Source organism: Shewanella sp. K8, from assembly GCF_028823715.1.
In the GTDB taxonomy this organism is placed as follows: Bacteria; Pseudomonadota; Gammaproteobacteria; order Enterobacterales; family Shewanellaceae; genus Shewanella; species Shewanella algae.
This window is the reverse complement of record NZ_JAPEHY010000029.1, coordinates 52,887-69,041: the sequence shown is the minus strand read 5'-3', so window position 1 is coordinate 69,041 and position 16,155 is coordinate 52,887. Positions and strand designations below refer to the sequence as shown.

General features: G+C 53.3%; 18 protein-coding genes. 5 read left to right on the top strand and 13 right to left on the bottom strand.

What is annotated here, in order from left to right:
* Positions 1-106 precede the first annotated feature (106 nt).
* From ON072_RS15500 to apbC, 9 genes are read right to left on the bottom strand one after another with little or no spacing between them, the layout of a single operon-like run.
* On the bottom strand, positions 107-895 hold the full coding sequence (locus ON072_RS15500; protein WP_107111462.1) for a TatD family hydrolase: 789 nt from the start codon (positions 893-895) through the stop codon (positions 107-109).
* 44 nt (positions 896-939) lie between these two features.
* A complete protein-coding gene (locus ON072_RS15495; RefSeq protein WP_025011164.1) occupies positions 940-1,266 on the bottom strand; it encodes a PilZ domain-containing protein in 327 nt (108 codons plus the stop codon).
* A 10-nt stretch (positions 1,267-1,276) separates the two neighbouring features.
* The gene (gene holB / locus ON072_RS15490; RefSeq protein WP_144379983.1) at positions 1,277-2,188 is read right to left on the bottom strand and encodes a DNA polymerase III subunit delta'; all 912 of its coding nucleotides are present in this window, start codon (positions 2,186-2,188) and stop codon (positions 1,277-1,279) included.
* Between the two features lie 25 nt (positions 2,189-2,213).
* Positions 2,214-2,846, bottom strand: coding sequence for a dTMP kinase (tmk, locus tag ON072_RS15485; RefSeq protein WP_025011166.1), 633 nt, complete (start codon positions 2,844-2,846; stop codon positions 2,214-2,216).
* A complete protein-coding gene (gene mltG / locus ON072_RS15480) occupies positions 2,846-3,853 on the bottom strand; it encodes an endolytic transglycosylase MltG (protein WP_025011167.1) in 1,008 nt (335 codons plus the stop codon). Before mltG ends, tmk begins: the two co-directional genes overlap by 1 nt.
* Complete coding sequence (gene pabC / locus ON072_RS15475; RefSeq protein ID WP_144379984.1) at positions 3,850-4,683, bottom strand: aminodeoxychorismate lyase; 834 nt, start codon at positions 4,681-4,683, stop codon at positions 3,850-3,852. Before pabC ends, mltG begins: the two co-directional genes overlap by 4 nt.
* A gap of 14 nt (positions 4,684-4,697) precedes the next feature.
* Positions 4,698-5,279 carry a dCTP deaminase gene (dcd, locus tag ON072_RS15470; RefSeq protein ID WP_028781440.1) on the bottom strand — a complete coding sequence of 194 codons (582 nt, stop codon included), beginning with the start codon at positions 5,277-5,279 and terminating at the stop codon, positions 4,698-4,700.
* Positions 5,280-5,309: 30 nt separating this feature from the next.
* Complete coding sequence (gene udk / locus ON072_RS15465) at positions 5,310-5,948, bottom strand: uridine kinase (protein ID WP_025887708.1); 639 nt, start codon at positions 5,946-5,948, stop codon at positions 5,310-5,312.
* 12 nt (positions 5,949-5,960) lie between these two features.
* On the bottom strand, positions 5,961-7,076 hold the full coding sequence (gene apbC / locus ON072_RS15460) for an iron-sulfur cluster carrier protein ApbC (protein WP_025011170.1): 1,116 nt from the start codon (positions 7,074-7,076) through the stop codon (positions 5,961-5,963).
* A 159-nt stretch (positions 7,077-7,235) separates the two neighbouring features.
* Between apbC and metG the strand changes: the two genes are divergently transcribed.
* A complete protein-coding gene (gene metG / locus ON072_RS15455) occupies positions 7,236-9,266 on the top strand; it encodes a methionine--tRNA ligase (RefSeq protein ID WP_261753034.1) in 2,031 nt (676 codons plus the stop codon).
* A gap of 68 nt (positions 9,267-9,334) precedes the next feature.
* On the opposite strand, the gene ON072_RS15450 is transcribed toward metG, so the two are convergent.
* Positions 9,335-10,087 carry a Nif3-like dinuclear metal center hexameric protein gene (locus tag ON072_RS15450; RefSeq protein ID WP_044734619.1) on the bottom strand — a complete coding sequence of 251 codons (753 nt, stop codon included), beginning with the start codon at positions 10,085-10,087 and terminating at the stop codon, positions 9,335-9,337.
* A 237-nt stretch (positions 10,088-10,324) separates the two neighbouring features.
* Here ON072_RS15450 and ON072_RS15445 point away from each other — a divergent pair, with 237 nt between their 5' ends.
* Complete coding sequence (locus tag ON072_RS15445; RefSeq protein WP_144190657.1) at positions 10,325-10,678, top strand: hypothetical protein; 354 nt, start codon at positions 10,325-10,327, stop codon at positions 10,676-10,678.
* Between the two features lie 76 nt (positions 10,679-10,754).
* Here the strand turns inward: ON072_RS15445 and ON072_RS15440 are convergent, their stop codons facing one another.
* Entirely contained in the window at positions 10,755-11,234 is a 480-nt protein-coding gene (locus ON072_RS15440) for a glycine zipper 2TM domain-containing protein (protein WP_025887702.1), read from the bottom strand.
* A 53-nt stretch (positions 11,235-11,287) separates the two neighbouring features.
* Between ON072_RS15440 and aat the strand changes: the two genes are divergently transcribed.
* From aat to infA, 3 genes are all read left to right on the top strand, one after another.
* A complete protein-coding gene (gene aat / locus ON072_RS15435) occupies positions 11,288-11,998 on the top strand; it encodes a leucyl/phenylalanyl-tRNA--protein transferase (RefSeq protein WP_025011174.1) in 711 nt (236 codons plus the stop codon).
* Positions 11,988-12,698, top strand: a complete 711-nt coding sequence (locus ON072_RS15430) for an arginyltransferase (protein WP_025011175.1) — start codon at positions 11,988-11,990, stop codon at positions 12,696-12,698. Before aat ends, ON072_RS15430 begins: the two co-directional genes overlap by 11 nt.
* A gap of 80 nt (positions 12,699-12,778) precedes the next feature.
* On the top strand, positions 12,779-12,997 hold the full coding sequence (gene infA, locus ON072_RS15425; RefSeq protein ID WP_005500725.1) for a translation initiation factor IF-1: 219 nt from the start codon (positions 12,779-12,781) through the stop codon (positions 12,995-12,997).
* 191 nt (positions 12,998-13,188) lie between these two features.
* On the opposite strand, the gene clpA is transcribed toward infA, so the two are convergent.
* Positions 13,189-15,447, bottom strand: coding sequence for an ATP-dependent Clp protease ATP-binding subunit ClpA (gene clpA, locus ON072_RS15420; protein WP_028781435.1), 2,259 nt, complete (start codon positions 15,445-15,447; stop codon positions 13,189-13,191).
* A 34-nt stretch (positions 15,448-15,481) separates the two neighbouring features.
* Positions 15,482-15,790: an ATP-dependent Clp protease adapter ClpS gene (gene clpS / locus ON072_RS15415; RefSeq protein ID WP_025011177.1), complete on the bottom strand. Its 309-nt coding sequence runs from the start codon at positions 15,788-15,790 to the stop codon at positions 15,482-15,484.
* Between the last annotated feature and the right edge of the window lie 365 nt (positions 15,791-16,155).

Genomic DNA, 16,155 nt, shown 5'->3' with positions numbered 1-16,155 from the left:
TCTCCAACCGTTTTCATTTCCAGTCCACGCTAATCTGCGATGAACCTTTTTTTATCTGCAGCTTTTTTGCAGATGACCAGTGGCTGGATATCCCTAAGCCTCTAGCCTATCTTGCCGCAAGTTTGGCCGCATCCTTGAACAGGGTAAAAAAGTTGTCTGTGGTGTACTGGGCCAACTCTTCAAAGGACTCACCTCTGAGCTCGGCAACAAACTCGGCGACATCACGAACAAAGGCCGGCTGATTCTCTTTTCCCCGATGAGGCACGGGTGCCAGATAAGGCGAATCGGTTTCGACCAGCAACCTGTCTTTGGGGATTTTACGGATAACACTTCTTAGCTCAGCGGCATTTTTAAAGCTGACGATACCAGAAACCGAAATATAAAAGCCCAGATCCATCGCCGCCTTGGCCATTTCCCAGTTCTCGGTAAAGCAGTGCAGTACCCCGCCGCACTGTTCGGCGCCACCGTTCTTCAGTATGGCTATGGTGTCTTCTCTGGCATCCCGGGTGTGAACAATTAAAGGCTTGGCCACTTCTCTGGCCAGTGCCACTTGTTGCTCAAAGCATTGTTGCTGCAAGGCCTTGGTATCATCGGCATAGAAATAATCCAGCCCAGTCTCGCCAATGGCCACAACTTTCGGGTCGGCGGCATAACGCTTGAGTTCATTGAGATCCAATCCCTCTTTTACATCCAAAGGATGCACCCCGGAAGACAGGAACACCTGCTCAAACCCGGCGACTTTGGCCTTCATCTCGGCAAAACCTTTTTGCCGGACATTGACACAAAGAAAATAGTCTACCCCCCGAGCCTTGGCGGCATCGAGCAACTGACTGAGGCTTTCGGGATCCGGCGCGGCTTTGAGGCGATCGAGATGGCAATGGGAATCAACTAACACTTGGAAATCCACCCACAATTGAAAAGGACGGCAAGGATAGCGCCCTACATAGTGCAGGTCAAATCACCCGAGGCCAGCTCTCTGGAGAGGAGTTTTTCGATATGATGCTTGTGGGATTCGGGATCCGAGAGAATTTTAACCCCTATACCGGCCGGGCGTCCTCCGGAAGCACCGAGCGGGTTGATCCACACCACGACCCCCTGAAACTCATTGACATGAGTCGAGCCCGGCAAACGATAACCTATCTGGATCTCCTGACCGAGGAAATGTCCCTCGGTAGTTGCCACAAACAGGCCCGCTGGCTGAATAAAAGGCATGTAAGCACGATACAACTGGTGCAGGGTGTCAAAATTCACTGTCAGATCGACCATAGGATACTTTTTAAGTTTTCAGTCTCTTATATTCTAAGACATAATTCTGGCAAAGCGCCAAGTAGTTGACACTCGGCATCTGGCTCAGACGATTACAGGTATCCATCACCTTGGCAGCCAGGGTCGCTATTTGCGCCCGCAGCAAGGGGTCCTCCCCTTCGGTGGTTAACAGCTCTCTATGTAACACCAAGTATAAAACTCTAAGTACATCAGAGATTTGTTCTTCACCTACTGTTAACAAACTAGCACACAGATGGCCCGTTAACAAACTGGCGCGCCAATCGCGGCGATAATCCAATAAGGTCTGGTATCTGTCAGACTGCAAAACCTCTGCCAACTTTAGTGGCCCGCCGACGACGGGCAAACACCAGGTAACATCGGCCGGCAGCGGCAATTGCTGCGCCAGCCAGGACTGAATGGCACTATTGTCCGGCAGTTTTACCTGCACTCTCTGACAACGACTGGATATGGTCGGCAGCAGCCCGGCGGTGCTGTCGGTCTGTAGAATAATCAGCGTCCCCTGCCCCGGCTCTTCCAGGGTTTTCAGCAGGGCATTGGCCGCAGCTTGATTGAGGCGCTCACTTTGGGCGATAAGCGCCACACGCCGCCCACCTTGCTGGGCCGTGGAGGTGAGGTCCTGACAAAGCGCCCGCACCTGATCCACTTTTATCTGTTTACCATCGGCTTCGAGAAGATGAAAATCGGGATGGTTACCGGCGAGCACCAGCTGGCAGCTCTTGCAATGACCGCACTCTCCCCGAGCTGTGGGTTCGCTGCACAGGGCCGCCGCGGCTATCTCTTCGGCTAGCCTCATGCCGCCATAGCCTTGGGAAAGTCCCAGCAGCAACGCATGAGGCATCTGAGCCGAGTGCAGTTGCTGCATAAAACGGGCTTTGGCGTCACTCAACCAGGGCATGTCCATCTTCATCACTCCTTATGCCGCGTGCTTACCAATCTTTGGTTTGCAACACAGCCAGAATATCTTTATGCACTTCGGCCATGCTCTGACTGGCGTCGATAACCGCTATGCTGTCGTCCTGTTGTGCCAGACTCAGATAGGTGGTACGGGTGCGTTCAAAGAATGCCAGTTCCTGCTGCTCGATTCGATCCAGCTCACCACGGTTGGCGGCGCGGGTTAGCCCAAGGCTTGGCTCTATATCAAGATACAGGGTCAAGTCTGGTTTAAAGTCCCCAAGGGTGGCGGCGCTGACCGCGCTGACTAATGGCATCAACCCCCGACCACCGCCCTGATAAGCCAGGGACGACAGGTTGTGTCTGTCGCCGAGCACCCAACTGCCCTCGGCCAGCGCCGGCTTGATCACTCGGGCCACCAGTTGCGCCCTGGCGGCATACAGCAGCAGGCATTCAGATTCGTCACATAGAGGGTCGCTTGCATCGGCCACCTTCACCAAGTCGCGGATCTTCTCCGCCAACGGGGTGCCACCCGGCTCACGGGTACAGACAGGTGCCCTGCCGGTATGTTTTTCGATAAAGTCTCGCACCAATGCGATGGCACTGGACTTACCGGCGCCTTCCAGGCCCTCGATAACGATAAATTTTGCAGTGGCTTTTTGTGGCATTATCTCTTTCTCTGATACTGGTTCACGGCGCGGTTATGTTCGGCCAGTGTACGGGAAAATACATGACTGCCGTCATTGCGGGAAACGAAGTAGAGATACTCCACGGCTTCCGGGTGTGCGGCCGCCAGCAAGGCTTCCCGCCCGGGCGCGGCAATAGGTGTCGGCGGCAGTCCAAAAATACGGTAGGTGTTGAATGGCGTTTCTTCGCGCAGATCTTTACGGGTGATATTGCCATCAAAGCGCTCACCCATGCCGTAAATGACTGTGGGATCTGTCTGCAAGCGCATGCGTTTTTTCAAGCGATTGACAAATACGGCCGCTATCTTGCCGCGCTCCTCTGCCAGGCCGGTTTCCTTTTCTATGATGGAGGCCAGGATCAAGAGTTCATAAGGACTCTTGAGCGGAATGCTCTGGTCCCGCTGCTGCCAGATACTCTCCAGTTGTTGCTGCATCTTGATAAAGCTTTGGGTCAACAACGTATTGAGCTCAGTGCCGGCACGATACTGATAGGTATCCGGGAAAAACTTGCCTTCAGGCAAGCCGCTGCTATCCCCTTGGGCTTCGAGCACATCGATAAACGGCTTGTCGCTGACCTTGAGATGCGCCAAGGTCTGCAGATACGCTTGCCACTCGCGAATAGTCTTGCCCTCTACCAGCGTCAGGGTGAATGTCTTCTCGTCACCGGCCACCAGCCGCTCCAGCAAAGACACAGGTGTGTCGCCGGGTTCAATCTGGTAGAGACCGCTGCGAATAGCAGTCATCTGCGGGTAAAGCTTACCCCAGAGCTTCCAGTGCCAGTCAAACTCCAACAGCTGCTGATTTTGCAGCTCTTGCCCCAACTGGTAAAAGGAGGTGCCTCGTTTCAGCAACAGCTCTCTGGGTTCATCCAGTTTCAGCTTGGTGGCCGCAAAGCGGTTGAGTTCGTTGTAACCCCAAAAACCGACGCCCAGCGCCAGAGTCATCAGGGTAAATACAAAGGCCAGGGCCGCAACTAAGCATTTTTTCATAATTGGATAGCAAGTGCCTTGCGAAGAGGTGTGCTGCCGGGCCAGAGTTCAAAGCTGCGCTGATCCACAGCAATAACATCGACCAAACCCAACAGGCTGTTACTGATAAAGAGGTGCCGCGCCCGTTGCAGCATCTCTGTTTTGATAGGGCACAGCTGCACGTCAATGCCCTGGTCGAGCAAGGCCACGATCAACTGCTGTCGCATCACTCCGGAGACACCGCAGTAATTCATGGCCGGTGAATACGCCGTCAGTTTACCTTGTTCATTAGGTAATAGCAGAAACAGATTGGCCATCGAGGTCTCGAGCAGTAAATCGTCGCAATCCAGTACCAACCAATCATCAAAGCCTTCAGGCAATGGCTGCGCCTTGATAAGCACCTGTTCCAGACGGTTGAGATGTTTAATACCGGCAAGCCTAGGCTGTTTGCCAAGCCGGATGGCCGAGGTCTTGAGGGCAATCCCTTTTTGCTGCCAATCTGGGTAATGCGCCGGCAATGGCGCCAGGCTGATGACTTCGGTGATTAAAGCGTCTGCCGGCGGCGTATAACCACGGCCGCCCTCTCCCCGGGTGAGCTGCAACTTAAGGCAGCTATGGGGATTGGCGACGGCGATGCGCTTGAGGCTTAAGTGCAAGGCATCCGATGCCTGCCAGACAAAACCCAAGCGCAGCGCTCCCTGAGTCAAGCGGGCAAGATGCTCGGTCAGAAAGGCTATCTGTCCCTTACCATCCACCGCCATGGTTGCAAACAGGCCATCACCATAGGTAAAGCCCCGATCGCGAACGCAGACGCTATCCTGCTCTTTGCACTGAACCCAGACGCCTGTCATGCGCAGCCCAGGGCTCAGTCCTGGCTGATCCGACTGGCGACCGCGTCCTGCTGATCGCGATACTTGGCATTCTTGCGGGTGTTGTAGGGTCTGGCCACAGGGCGGGCCAGACGCTCAAAGTTCAGTGCCCCTATGGTCATCATGGGACGAAGTGCCAGCGGTAATTTACCACTGTTGTAAAACTCGAGCACAATCCGCCCCTGCCAGCCCGGATCGATACGATGCGCGGTCACGTGCACCATCAAGCCCAGACGTGCCAGTGATGAGCGGCCATCGAGCCAGCCGACTATGTCGGAAGGCAGATGAACACTCTCATAGGTCACCGCCAGCGCCAGCTCGCCCGGATGCAGAAAGAAGGCTTCGCCATCGGCAATATCAATCTGCTCGCTCATCACTCTATCCAGTGCAGCCTGCACTTCGGCCTTGGGGCCACTGAGATCTATATAAGGCGCAGTGTGATCCTTGAACACCCGAAACTGGTGACCCAGACGCACATCAACACTCACGCCACTGATGGCCTCTATGCCGGGACGGGGATCTATGACTATGCTGCCCTCGTCCAGACATTGTTCAATTTCGATATCAGTTAATCGCATCTCGCCTTCTAGCTCCCTGGATACTTGTAGTTATTTCGCCAGCAAATGCTGGATTCTGGCCTTGAGAATATCGGTGGCAATCCGGTTCTTGCCGCCCCTTGGCACTATGATGTCGGCATACTGCTTTGAGGGTTCGATAAACTGCAGAAACATGGGTCTTACCGTTTTCTGATACTGGCTGATAACAGATTCCATGGTGCGGCCACGCTCGGCCACATCACGGGTCAGACGCCGCAGCAGACAGATATCCAGCGGCGTGTCCATAAACACGCTGGCATCCATCAGTTCACGCAGCTTAGGGTCGGTCAGCAGCAAAATACCTTCGAGAATAATGACCTTTTTAGGGGTCATCTTCAAGGTATCACTGGTGCGGGTATGCTCGGCGTAGCTATAGCAGGGAATATCCACTGCCTGCCCCTGCTTGAGCGCTACCAGGTGAGTACCGAGCAGTTCATGGTCCAACGCCTTGGGATGGTCATAGTTGGTCTTGACCCTCTCGTCCATGGACATATGGCTCTGATCCCGATAGTAGGCATCTTCGTTGATAACCCCTATCTGATCTGTCCCTAAGTCTCGGCATAGCTCTTCAAATATGGTCTTGGCGATCAAACTTTTACCTGACGCCGAAGCCCCTGCTATCCCGATAACGACACACTGTGGCGAATTCATGCTGCTAAAACCTTACTCATCATCTGCTATTGCGATTGAAATACTGCTGTGATTCTTTTGTTTTGCCAGTTGGGCACCCACACGGCGGGCGATATCCCGGTAAATGGCGGCGACTTCACCCTCAGGCGCGGCCACCACAGTCGGCTCACCGTTATCCATATCCTCACGGATATTGATATGCAGAGGTAAGGCGCCCAGCAAAGGCACTTGATAACGCTCGGCTATCTTGCTGCCGCCGTGAGTACCGAAAGGATGCTCTTTATGGCCACAGGCAGGACAGAGATGGAAGCTCATGTTCTCCACAATTCCGACCACAGGGATATTCACCTTCTGGAACATGGTGATGCCTTTCTTGGCATCGGCCAGGGCGATATCCTGAGGCGTTGTGACTATCACGGCGCCGCTGACCGGCACTTTTTGTGACAGGGTCAGTTGGATATCCCCCGTGCCAGGAGGCATGTCAATCATCAGGTAATCCAGCTCAGGCCACTGGGTTTCGTTGAGCAGTTGCGCCAGAGCGCCGGCGGCCATGGGGCCACGCCATACAGCGGCCTGATCGTCAGTCAGCATGAAACCTATGCTCTGAGCGCTGATACCGTGAGCCGTGGCGGCTGTCATATGCACACCATCAGGGGAAACGGGTCTGAATGTCGGGATCCCCAGCATCAGAGGAATGGAAGGGCCATAGATATCGGCATCCAGAATACCCACCCGGGCGCCTTCGGCCGCCAGGGCCAAGGCCAGGTTAACCGCTGTGGTTGACTTGCCCACGCCGCCCTTGCCGGAAGCAACGGCAATCACCTGCTTCACATTGGGAATAGGTGCAATATTGCCTAGCGCCGAGTAACTGAAAGGCTCAAAGCCAATCTCACACTCCACCTCGTCGATGGCATCGAGCTTGGACAATTCATTGGTCAGCGCGATCACTGTGTCGCGATATTGGGTCTGACAAGGATATGGATACAAGATGGTCAGCAGCAGCCTTTTACCATCCAAATCCAACTTACGAATACAACCGGCATCGACTAAACCCTGGGCCAGGTATGGATCCTGAAACGCATTGAGAATGGCAAGAACCGGACCGAGCAGATCGTCACTGAGACGATAGTCCTGAGAAGCAGAAGACAAAACGCAATCCCCTTTTGATAAATTTGGCCAAGTGTATCAGATAATGCCGTAAATATTAGAGTAGAATTAACACACTCATGTCAGGTTTTGATGAAAAAGCCAGATTAATCGGTTAGTATCTATGCCATTCTTTCAGGGCCTAGATTTAACAGAGAAAAGATGGCAACTACACAACGTAAAATCCTTGTTACCAGCGCGCTTCCATATGCCAACGGTCCCATTCACCTGGGCCACATGCTCGAGTACATACAGACAGATATCTGGTCCCGCTTCCAAAAACTCCGTGGCCATGAGTGCCATTATATCTGTGCCGATGATGCCCACGGTACACCTATCATGCTCAAGGCTCAGCAGATGGGGATCCAACCCGAAGAGATGATCGCCAAGGTCAATCAAGAGCATCAGCAGGATTTTGCCGAGTTCAATATTGCCTTTGACAATTATCACAGCACCCACAGCGAAGAGAACCGTCAGCTGGCCAGTGAGATCTACCTCAAACTGCGCGACAACGGTTATATCAAGAGCAAGACTATTTCCCAGCTGTTCGATCCGGAAAAGTCCATGTTCCTGCCGGACAGATTCGTCAAGGGCACTTGCCCCAAGTGTAAGTCTGAAGACCAATACGGCGACAACTGTGACGCCTGTGGCGCCACCTACAGCCCAACCGAGCTGATCAATCCGCGCTCGGCGGTATCCGGTGCCACTCCGGTCATGAAAGAGACAGAGCACTTCTTCTTCGATCTGCCCGCCTTTGAAACCATGCTCAAAGAGTGGACCCATTCAGGTTCACTGCAGAGTGAAATGGCCAATAAGCTGGATGAATGGTTCGAGCAAGGTCTGCAGCAGTGGGATATCACCCGTGATGCGCCCTACTTTGGCTTTGAGATCCCTGATGCGCCGGGCAAATACTTCTATGTTTGGCTCGATGCGCCTGTGGGCTACATGGGTTCATTCAAAAACCTCTGCGACAAGCGCCCGGAGCTGAACTTTGACGAGTTCTGGAATGCCGACTCAAAGGCCGAGGTGTATCACTTCATCGGCAAAGACATTGTCTATTTCCACAGTCTATTTTGGCCGGCCATGCTCAAAGGTGCCGGCTACCGTCAACCAAGCAGTGTCTATGCCCACGGCTATGTCACGGTCAACGGCGCCAAAATGTCCAAGTCCAAGGGCACCTTTATCAAGGCCCGCACTTACCTGGATCATCTGGATCCTGAGTATCTGCGCTACTACTACGCAGCCAAGCTCTCCAGCCGCATTGACGATCTGGACTTGAACTTGGAGGACTTTGCCGCCAGAGTCAACTCGGACCTGGTCGGTAAACTGGTTAACCTGGCGAGCCGCACCGCCGGCTTTATCGTCAAGCGTTTTGACGCCAAGCTGGCCAAAGTGGAAGACAACAGCTTGGCCGAGTCCTTCCTGGCCAAACAGGAACTGATCGCCGAGCTGTATGAAGGCCGCGAATACGGCAAGGCGATGCGTGAAATCATGGCGCTGGCCGATGTCGCCAACGCTTACGTTGCCGATGAAGCTCCTTGGCAGTTGGTGAAAAACGAAGAAACCCTGGCCCGCGCCCATCAGGTATGCTCAGTGGCGCTGAATTTATTCCGTATTCTGGTGACTTATCTCAAGCCGGTTCTGCCACGCTTGGCCACCGATGTTGAAGCCTTCCTCAAGCTGGAACTCAGCTGGAGTGGCTTGGCACTGGATATGGCCGGTCACCAAATCAACCCGTTCAAGCCCATGATGCAACGCATCGAGCTCGATAAGGTGAGCGCCATGGTGGAAGCCTCCAAGGAAAGCCTCAAGGCAACCGAGGATACGCCCAAGGCCTGCGGCCCATTGGCAGATGACCCTATCAGCCCAACCATAGAGTTTGACGACTTTGCCAAGCTGGATCTGCGGATTGCATTGATCAAGAAGGCCGAGCATGTGCCTGAAGCCAACAAGCTACTGAAATTACAGCTGGATCTCGGCGGCGAAACCCGTCAGGTATTTGCCGGTATCAAGTCGGCTTATGCCCCGGAAGATCTCGAAGGCAAACTGACAGTAATGGTAGCCAACCTTGCTCCTCGCAAGATGCGCTTTGGTCTGTCTGAAGGCATGGTGCTGGCCGCGGGCCCTGGTGGCAAGGAGCTGTGGATCCTTGAGCCCCATGAAGGTGCTCAGCCAGGCATGAGAGTCAAATAAGACTCTTGTAGCATCTATCTCATATCAAAAAGGCCGCAATCGCGGCCTTTTTCCTATTCCCTTGATAGTTATACCGGATTGGGAATATCAATGAACTCGTGCTCCAGCTCAAACTCCCGTGCCAGATGCTCCCCCAGCGCCTTGATGCCAAACCGCTCGGTGGCATGGTGACCGGCGCCGAAATAATGGATCCCCTGCTCGACCGCGCTGTGAAAGGTACGCTCTGAGGCTTCACCGCTGATAAAGGCATCTACCCCCAAGGCCGCTGCGGCATCGATATAATCCTGGGCGCCGCCCGTACACCAGGCCAGTTTTTGTATGTTTCTTTCACCGCCATCCAGATGCAGAGGCGCCTGCCCCAAACGCTGCTCAAGCAAGGCACTCAAGTCTTTGGCTGTCATGGGTGAGTCAAGCACTCCTTGCCAAAGCAAACCCTGGGCGACGGTTTCTACCGCCTCCGGCTCAATGACCCCAAGCACCCGGCCCAATTCGGCGTTATTGCCAAGCATCGGATGGGCATCAAGCGGCAAGTGATAGCCGAACAGGTTAATGTCGTTAAGCAGCAAGCTCTTGATCCTGCGCTGTTTCATTCCGGTCAACACTTCGGGCTCATTCTTCCAGAAGAAACCATGGTGCACCAATAGAGCATCGGCTCCGGCTTCAACAGCCCGGTCAATCAATGCCTGACAAGCGGTTACACCTGTAACTATTTTGCGAATTTCGGCCTTGCCCTCGACCTGCAGACCGTTGGGGGCATAATCACGAAACTTGTCCAGTTGTAAAAACTCGCCCAGATATTGTCTGAGTTCCTCTCTTTTCATAAGGTTCCCTGTCGATTCAGTTGCAGATATATGGCGCCATTCTAGCACAGCGAGCCCAAAGATTGAGGTCACAACATTTAAGCCTAATTGCCGGTTTCAGCGCCCAAAGCGGCCAAAAGCTGCGCCCTTGGGCACAAGTTTGCTGCTTTTTGGCCGGCAAATTGGACATTTCCGGCCTTTGACTTATAAAATTATCGCAAACCTTCAAGTAACTCTAAAAATAAACAGGTTATGATTATGGCAAAACTGACCAAAGAAGAAGTTATCAGCACACTGCAGCAAGCTCTCAGTGAACAACAGGGCAAAGCAGTGACCATTGAACAAAATGGCAGCTGGTACAAAATCGATGGCGGTAAATCACTTCGTTTCGCTGAACTGGAACAGATGTTGGCAGATAGCGCCAAACCGGCCAAGGCTGAAGCCAAGCAGGAAAAACCCAAGGCGGTCAAGCCTGCAGCAAAGCCAGCCACAAAGGCAAAACCCAAACAGGCTGCGTCTGCCAAAGCCGGTAGCCAGGGGGGCAAGACCCCCAAAGAGCTGTGGCGTGAAAAACTGGCAGCCGGTAATCACAAACTGCCTCGCGGTTTTTAATTACTCCATCCAAAACAAAGGCGCCCAATGGCGCCTTTGTTTTATCTATTATTGGTTCAAAGCTTACATAGTCAATTCACATAGCCAGGTCGACCCGGACACTGCCCTGCAGATAAACCACCCGCACTTCATCGCCTACCTTGAAAGTCATGCCGGGATCTTCATCCTGTATGATCATCACCTGGGTTTCATCTTCCTGGCGTATCATCAACTCCACCAACTTGAGTTCACGATAGTAACTGCTGTCACCATATTGATGACCAATGCCGGCGCCGAGCAGAGCACCCAGTACAGTCGCCACATCCTGACCACTACCGCCACCGAACTGATGACCAATCACGCCACCGAGCAAGGCACCACCGAAGGTTTTCCAGCCGCGATTTCTGTCTTCCATCAGCTGTTTCTCGGTGATTTTTCGTACCGACTCCACCTGACCGTAGAGCACTTTTTCAACCGGCTGAGCCTGGTTTCTGTCATAACCGGCATAGAGGGTATGAGTTCCCGCTGCGAGGGACAATGAGAGCAGCAGCATTGCATTCAGTATCAGTTTCCACATAGCTGTTTTTCCGCTAACTTATAAGAAGGCCCTGAGCAGAATCATACGCAATTGTGAACCTACTGTCTTTCTTAAATCATGAGTTGGATCCTTTCCCGTCGCCTGAGCTGGCGTTGACGGATCCCAACGGCCTATTGGCCATTGGCGGCGACCTGCATCCCAGGCGGTTACTCAACGCCTATTACGAGGGCATTTTCCCCTGGTTCAATACCCATGACCCCATTCTCTGGTGGTCTCCGGATCCCCGCGCCGTCTTTGTTCCTGGCAGCATCAATATCTCCCGTAGTCTACGCAAGTATTTGAAAAAACAGGATTGGACTTTCAGCATCGACCGAGCCTTTGCCGATGTGATGGCCGGTTGCGCCATGCCGCGAAAAGATCAGCCCGGCACCTGGATAACCGGAGAGATACGTCTGGCCTACCAGGAGCTGCACCACCTGGGTCATGCCCACTCCTTCGAGGTCTGGGACAATGGTCGCCTGATAGGTGGCCTGTATGGCCTGGCCGTGGGTCAGGTGTTCTGTGGCGAGTCCATGTTCCACCGTAAAACCAACGCCTCCAAGGCGGCCTTTATCGCCCTGCACCAATATGCACTCAAGCAGGGTTTCAGGCTTATCGATGCCCAGGTGATGAATCCGCACCTTGAGAGCCTCGGAGCCAAAAGTTTAAAGCGTAAAGATTTTCTCGCACTCTTGAAACAATTCAGGGACGGTAGTCTTGCCAGGGATTGCTGGCAAACCGACGAGGTCAAACTTGAACTCTGATAACCATGCCATTGCCATAGGCCTCAGCCAACCCTTTGCCTGCAGCTACCTGAGCGGACAACAGGAGCAGTTATTGGTGATCCAGGAAGATGAGCTGGACTTGTCACTGTTTGAGCGCCTGTTGGCACTGGGGTTTCGCCGCAGTGGCAGCGCCATCTACAAGCCCCGTTGTCCCCACTGCAACGCTTGTCAGCCCATCCGAGTTCCCCTGGATGAATTTCGCCTGTCCAAAAGACAAAAACGCACCCTGGCCAAAAACCGTGACCTGCACTTTAGGATTGTGACCGAGGAAACCCCGGCTCACTATCCCCTCTATGAGCGTTATATCTGTGCCCGCCACAGTGACGGCCCCATGTATCCTCCGAGCGAAGAGCAGTACCGTCATTTTCTCGCCTGTGAGTGGCTCAGCCCGGTGTTTATCGAACTTTGGCATGGTCAGCGACTGGTTGCCGTGGCGGTGACAGATCTCCTGCCCCAGAGCCTGTCAGCCATCTACAGCTACTTTGACCCGGACTACAGCGACCGCTCCCTCGGGATCTTACTGGTACTGCTGCAATGCCGCCTGGGCAAATTGATGTCGAAATCGTTTCTCTATTTGGGATATCAAATAGATAACCACGACAAAATGGGTTACAAGCGACTCTACCGCCCCTATGAGATCCTCGGCGTTCAGGGCTGGCAGAAAAGCGACAATCACTGAGGCCTCCCCTTTACAGCCGCTGTAATTTGCGGCATGATACGGCGGTTTTTTACATTCGAGGCTAACGGGATAACTGATTAATGGCGAAAGAAGACAACATTGAGATGCAAGGGACTATCCTTGAAACCTTGCCAAATACAATGTTTCGGGTTGAACTGGAAAATGGTCACGTTGTGACTGCTCACATTTCCGGTAAAATGCGTAAAAACTACATCCGAATCCTGACCGGTGACAAGGTCACTGTGCAGCTGACTCCATACGACTTGAGCAAAGGCCGCATCGTCTTCCGCTCACGCTAAGATCCCAGTTATTTCTCAAAAGCCGGCTGTGCCGGTTTTTTTGCTGGTGAGCCCATGGGGGCGACCCACTGCGCAGCAGGCGCACCTGGCCTGCCGTTGTCTATCCAGGCATCAATGTGTCGGATAAGGGTCAGGATTCAGAATAAAAATGGCTGCCAGTGGCAGCCATTTTTTTGTTTCGACTTAGCTTCTCAGGAGATCTTCTCCGGCGCTTCCGTGTTGATTTCCAGTTCGCCATCTTTGACATCCACATGGGCGATGCCACCGGACTCAAGTTTACCAAACAGGATTTCATCGGCCAGCGGCCGTTTCAGCAGATCCTTGACCACTCTGGCCATAGGTCTGGCCCCCATGGTCTTGTCGTAACCCTTCTCGGCCAGCAAGGTTCTGGCTTCATCACTGACTTCCAGCGTCACCCCTTTCTGATCCAACTGTGCCTGCAGCTCGACCAGGAACTTGTCCACCACCTTGGCGATAATGGTCATATCCAGATGGTTGAACCAGATAATGGAGTCGAGTCGGTTGCGAAACTCGGGCGAGAACACCTTATTGATCTCCGACATCGCATCCTGGCTGTGATCCTGCTGTTTGAAGCCAATGGACTTACGCACAGTTTCCTGCACCCCGGCGTTGGTGGTCATCACCAGGGTCACGTTGCGGAAATCCGCCTTGCGCCCATTGTTATCGGTCAAAGTACCGTGATCCATTACCTGCAGCAGCAGGTTATAGATATCCGGATGCGCCTTTTCGATTTCATCGAGCAGCACCACACAGTGAGGCGTCTTGATCACGGCATCGGTCAGCAAACCACCCTGATCGTAGCCGACATAACCCGGAGGTGCGCCAATCAAACGCGACACAGTATGGCTTTCCATATATTCGGACATATCGAAGCGGATAAGCTTGAGCCCGAGGCAAGCCGCCAACTGATTGGTCACCTCTGTCTTACCCACCCCGGTTGGGCCGGCAAACAGGAAGCTCCCCACAGGTTTATTTTCATTGCCAAGACCACTGCGTGCCAGCCGAATCGCCGCGCTGAGACTCTCTATCGCCTTGTCCTGACCGAACACCACCATCTTCAGGTTGCGTTCCAGGTTTTTCAGCAAGTCCTTCTCGGAAGAAGTCACTGTTTTTTCCGGGATCCTGGCCATCTTGGCGATGATGGTTTCAATCTCGCTCTGACCCACGGTTTTCTTGCGTTTGCTCTGAGGCATCATCGCCATCCGCGCCCCCGCTTCGTCGATCACATCGATGGCCTTGTCCGGCAGATGTCTGTCGTTGATATGCTTATCCGACAGGCTGGCAGCGCTGGCCAAGGCCGCCAGGGTATAACGCACCCCATGATGTTCTTCGTAACGGCTCTTGAGCCCCTGAAGTATCTTGGTGGTTTCGGCCACCGAAGGCTCGTGAATGTCCACCTTCTGGAAGCGCCGCGCCAGTGCCCTATCCTTCTCAAAAATACTTTGATATTCCTGAAAAGTAGTGGAGCCCATACAGCGCAGATTACCGCTGGAGAGCAAGGGCTTGAGCAGGTTGGATGCATCCATCACCCCACCGGATGCCGCGCCGGCACCGATAATGGTGTGGATTTCATCGATGAACAGAATCGCATTCTGATCCGCTGTTAACTCCTTGAGCAGGCTCTTGAAGCGTTTCTCGAAGTCGCCGCGATACTTGGTGCCGGCCAACAGCGCGCCGAGATCCAGAGAGTAGACGGTCGCTTCGCTTATCACCTCAGGCACAGACTCATTGACTATCCGATAGGCCAAACCTTCGGCGATGGCGGTCTTTCCGACGCCAGCCTCGCCCACCAGCAGCGGGTTATTCTTGCGGCGACGGCAAAGAATTTGAATCGAGCGTTCAATTTCGTTATCGCGGCCGATAAGCGGATCTATCTTGCCCTGCTTGGCCATCTCATTGAGATTACTGGCAAACTGAGCCAGCATGCTGCGCTCTTCTGTAGCTTCGGATTGATCTTCCAGGCTTTCCTGCGACCCCGGAGCATCGGCCTCATCGTTCTTGGCAAAGCCGTGAGAAATATAATTCACCACATCCAGGCGGGTAATATCGTAACGGCGCAGCAGATAAACCGCCTGGGACTCCTGCTCACTGAAAATGGCTACCAGCACGTTGGCGCCGGTCACCTCATTGCGGCCTGACGACTGCACATGAAACACTGCCCGTTGCAGCACCCGCTGGAAACCCAGTGTCGGCTGAGTCTCACGTTCATCATCGGGATCGCTGATAATGGGTGTGGTCTGGGTAATAAAGTTGGCGACCTCCTCCTTGAGTCGGTCGATATTGGCGCCACAGGCGAGCAAGGCATCCCTTGCGGCGGGGTTATCGGTCAGCGCCAGCAGTAGGTGCTCAACCGTCATATATTCGTGACGGGCATCTCTGGCTTGTTGGAATGCCAGGTTCAAGGTCACTTCAAGATCTTTGTTCAGCATACGCACCCCCTAAAAAACTACAGAGACAGGCTGGTTAAGCTTCCTCTAACGAACACAGTAACGGATGTTGGTTTTGTCTTGCAAACTGATTCACCTGAACCACTTTGGTTTCGGCTATCCCGAACGGGTAAACGCCGCAAACCGCTTTTCCCTGATGATGTATGGTCAACATAATGTCTGTGGCTTCCTGTTCATTCTTGCGAAAGAACAGCTGCAGTACCTCCACAACAAAGTCCATTGGGGTATAGTCATCGTTGTTCAGAATCACTTTATACATTGGAGGTGGTTGCAATTCCTGCTCAACCCCTTCCTCCACACGTTCTATCTGTCCAGTCTTACCCATGATTCAATATTAGCCTCTCAACTTGGCTTCTACCAACACTATGCCCGGCCATGTCTCAAAGTACCGCTTGGCGGGCCCTGGGCGGTATTGCCCTTTATCACACTATACTCTGGCGCGGCGGCGCTTGTCTAAGGCGTTTCTAACTCATGCTTATTTTTCAATCGGTTAAAACGTATACGCCGAGAATAAGCCTAAGATGTTCCAGGTAGGCATTACCGATAAAGTGCCACCATGGCAAAACCGTATACGCACAGTAACAAATACAATGTTGTTTTTTTGTTAACTTAAGCTTGACATCCAGCAACACTGCTTACATTCTGTTATCTGAGCGCCTGCTAAAGCGCTCAAAAGTTTTACTATCTTAC

Excerpts from the sequence above, each read along its gene's own strand:
- dcd (WP_028781440.1), bottom strand. The coding sequence starts at position 5,279 with ATGCGATTAACTGATATCGAAATTGAACAATGTCTGGACGAGGGCAGC.
- infA (WP_005500725.1), top strand. The coding sequence starts at position 12,779 with ATGGCGAAAGAAGACAACATTGAGATGCAAGGGACTATCCTTGAAACC.
- ON072_RS15440 (WP_025887702.1), bottom strand. The coding sequence starts at position 11,234 with ATGTGGAAACTGATACTGAATGCAATGCTGCTGCTCTCATTGTCCCTC.
- metG (WP_261753034.1), top strand. The coding sequence starts at position 7,236 with ATGGCAACTACACAACGTAAAATCCTTGTTACCAGCGCGCTTCCATAT.
- clpA (WP_028781435.1), bottom strand. The coding sequence starts at position 15,447 with ATGCTGAACAAAGATCTTGAAGTGACCTTGAACCTGGCATTCCAACAA.
- clpS (WP_025011177.1), bottom strand. The coding sequence starts at position 15,790 with ATGGGTAAGACTGGACAGATAGAACGTGTGGAGGAAGGGGTTGAGCAG.
- ON072_RS15495 (WP_025011164.1), bottom strand. The coding sequence starts at position 1,266 with ATGGTCGATCTGACAGTGAATTTTGACACCCTGCACCAGTTGTATCGT.
- ON072_RS15445 (WP_144190657.1), top strand. The coding sequence starts at position 10,325 with ATGGCAAAACTGACCAAAGAAGAAGTTATCAGCACACTGCAGCAAGCT.
- tmk (WP_025011166.1), bottom strand. The coding sequence starts at position 2,846 with ATGCCACAAAAAGCCACTGCAAAATTTATCGTTATCGAGGGCCTGGAA.
- mltG (WP_025011167.1), bottom strand. The coding sequence starts at position 3,853 with ATGAAAAAATGCTTAGTTGCGGCCCTGGCCTTTGTATTTACCCTGATG.
- holB (WP_144379983.1), bottom strand. The coding sequence starts at position 2,188 with ATGGACATGCCCTGGTTGAGTGACGCCAAAGCCCGTTTTATGCAGCAA.
- udk (WP_025887708.1), bottom strand. The coding sequence starts at position 5,948 with ATGAATTCGCCACAGTGTGTCGTTATCGGGATAGCAGGGGCTTCGGCG.
- ON072_RS15450 (WP_044734619.1), bottom strand. The coding sequence starts at position 10,087 with ATGAAAAGAGAGGAACTCAGACAATATCTGGGCGAGTTTTTACAACTG.
- pabC (WP_144379984.1), bottom strand. The coding sequence starts at position 4,683 with ATGACAGGCGTCTGGGTTCAGTGCAAAGAGCAGGATAGCGTCTGCGTT.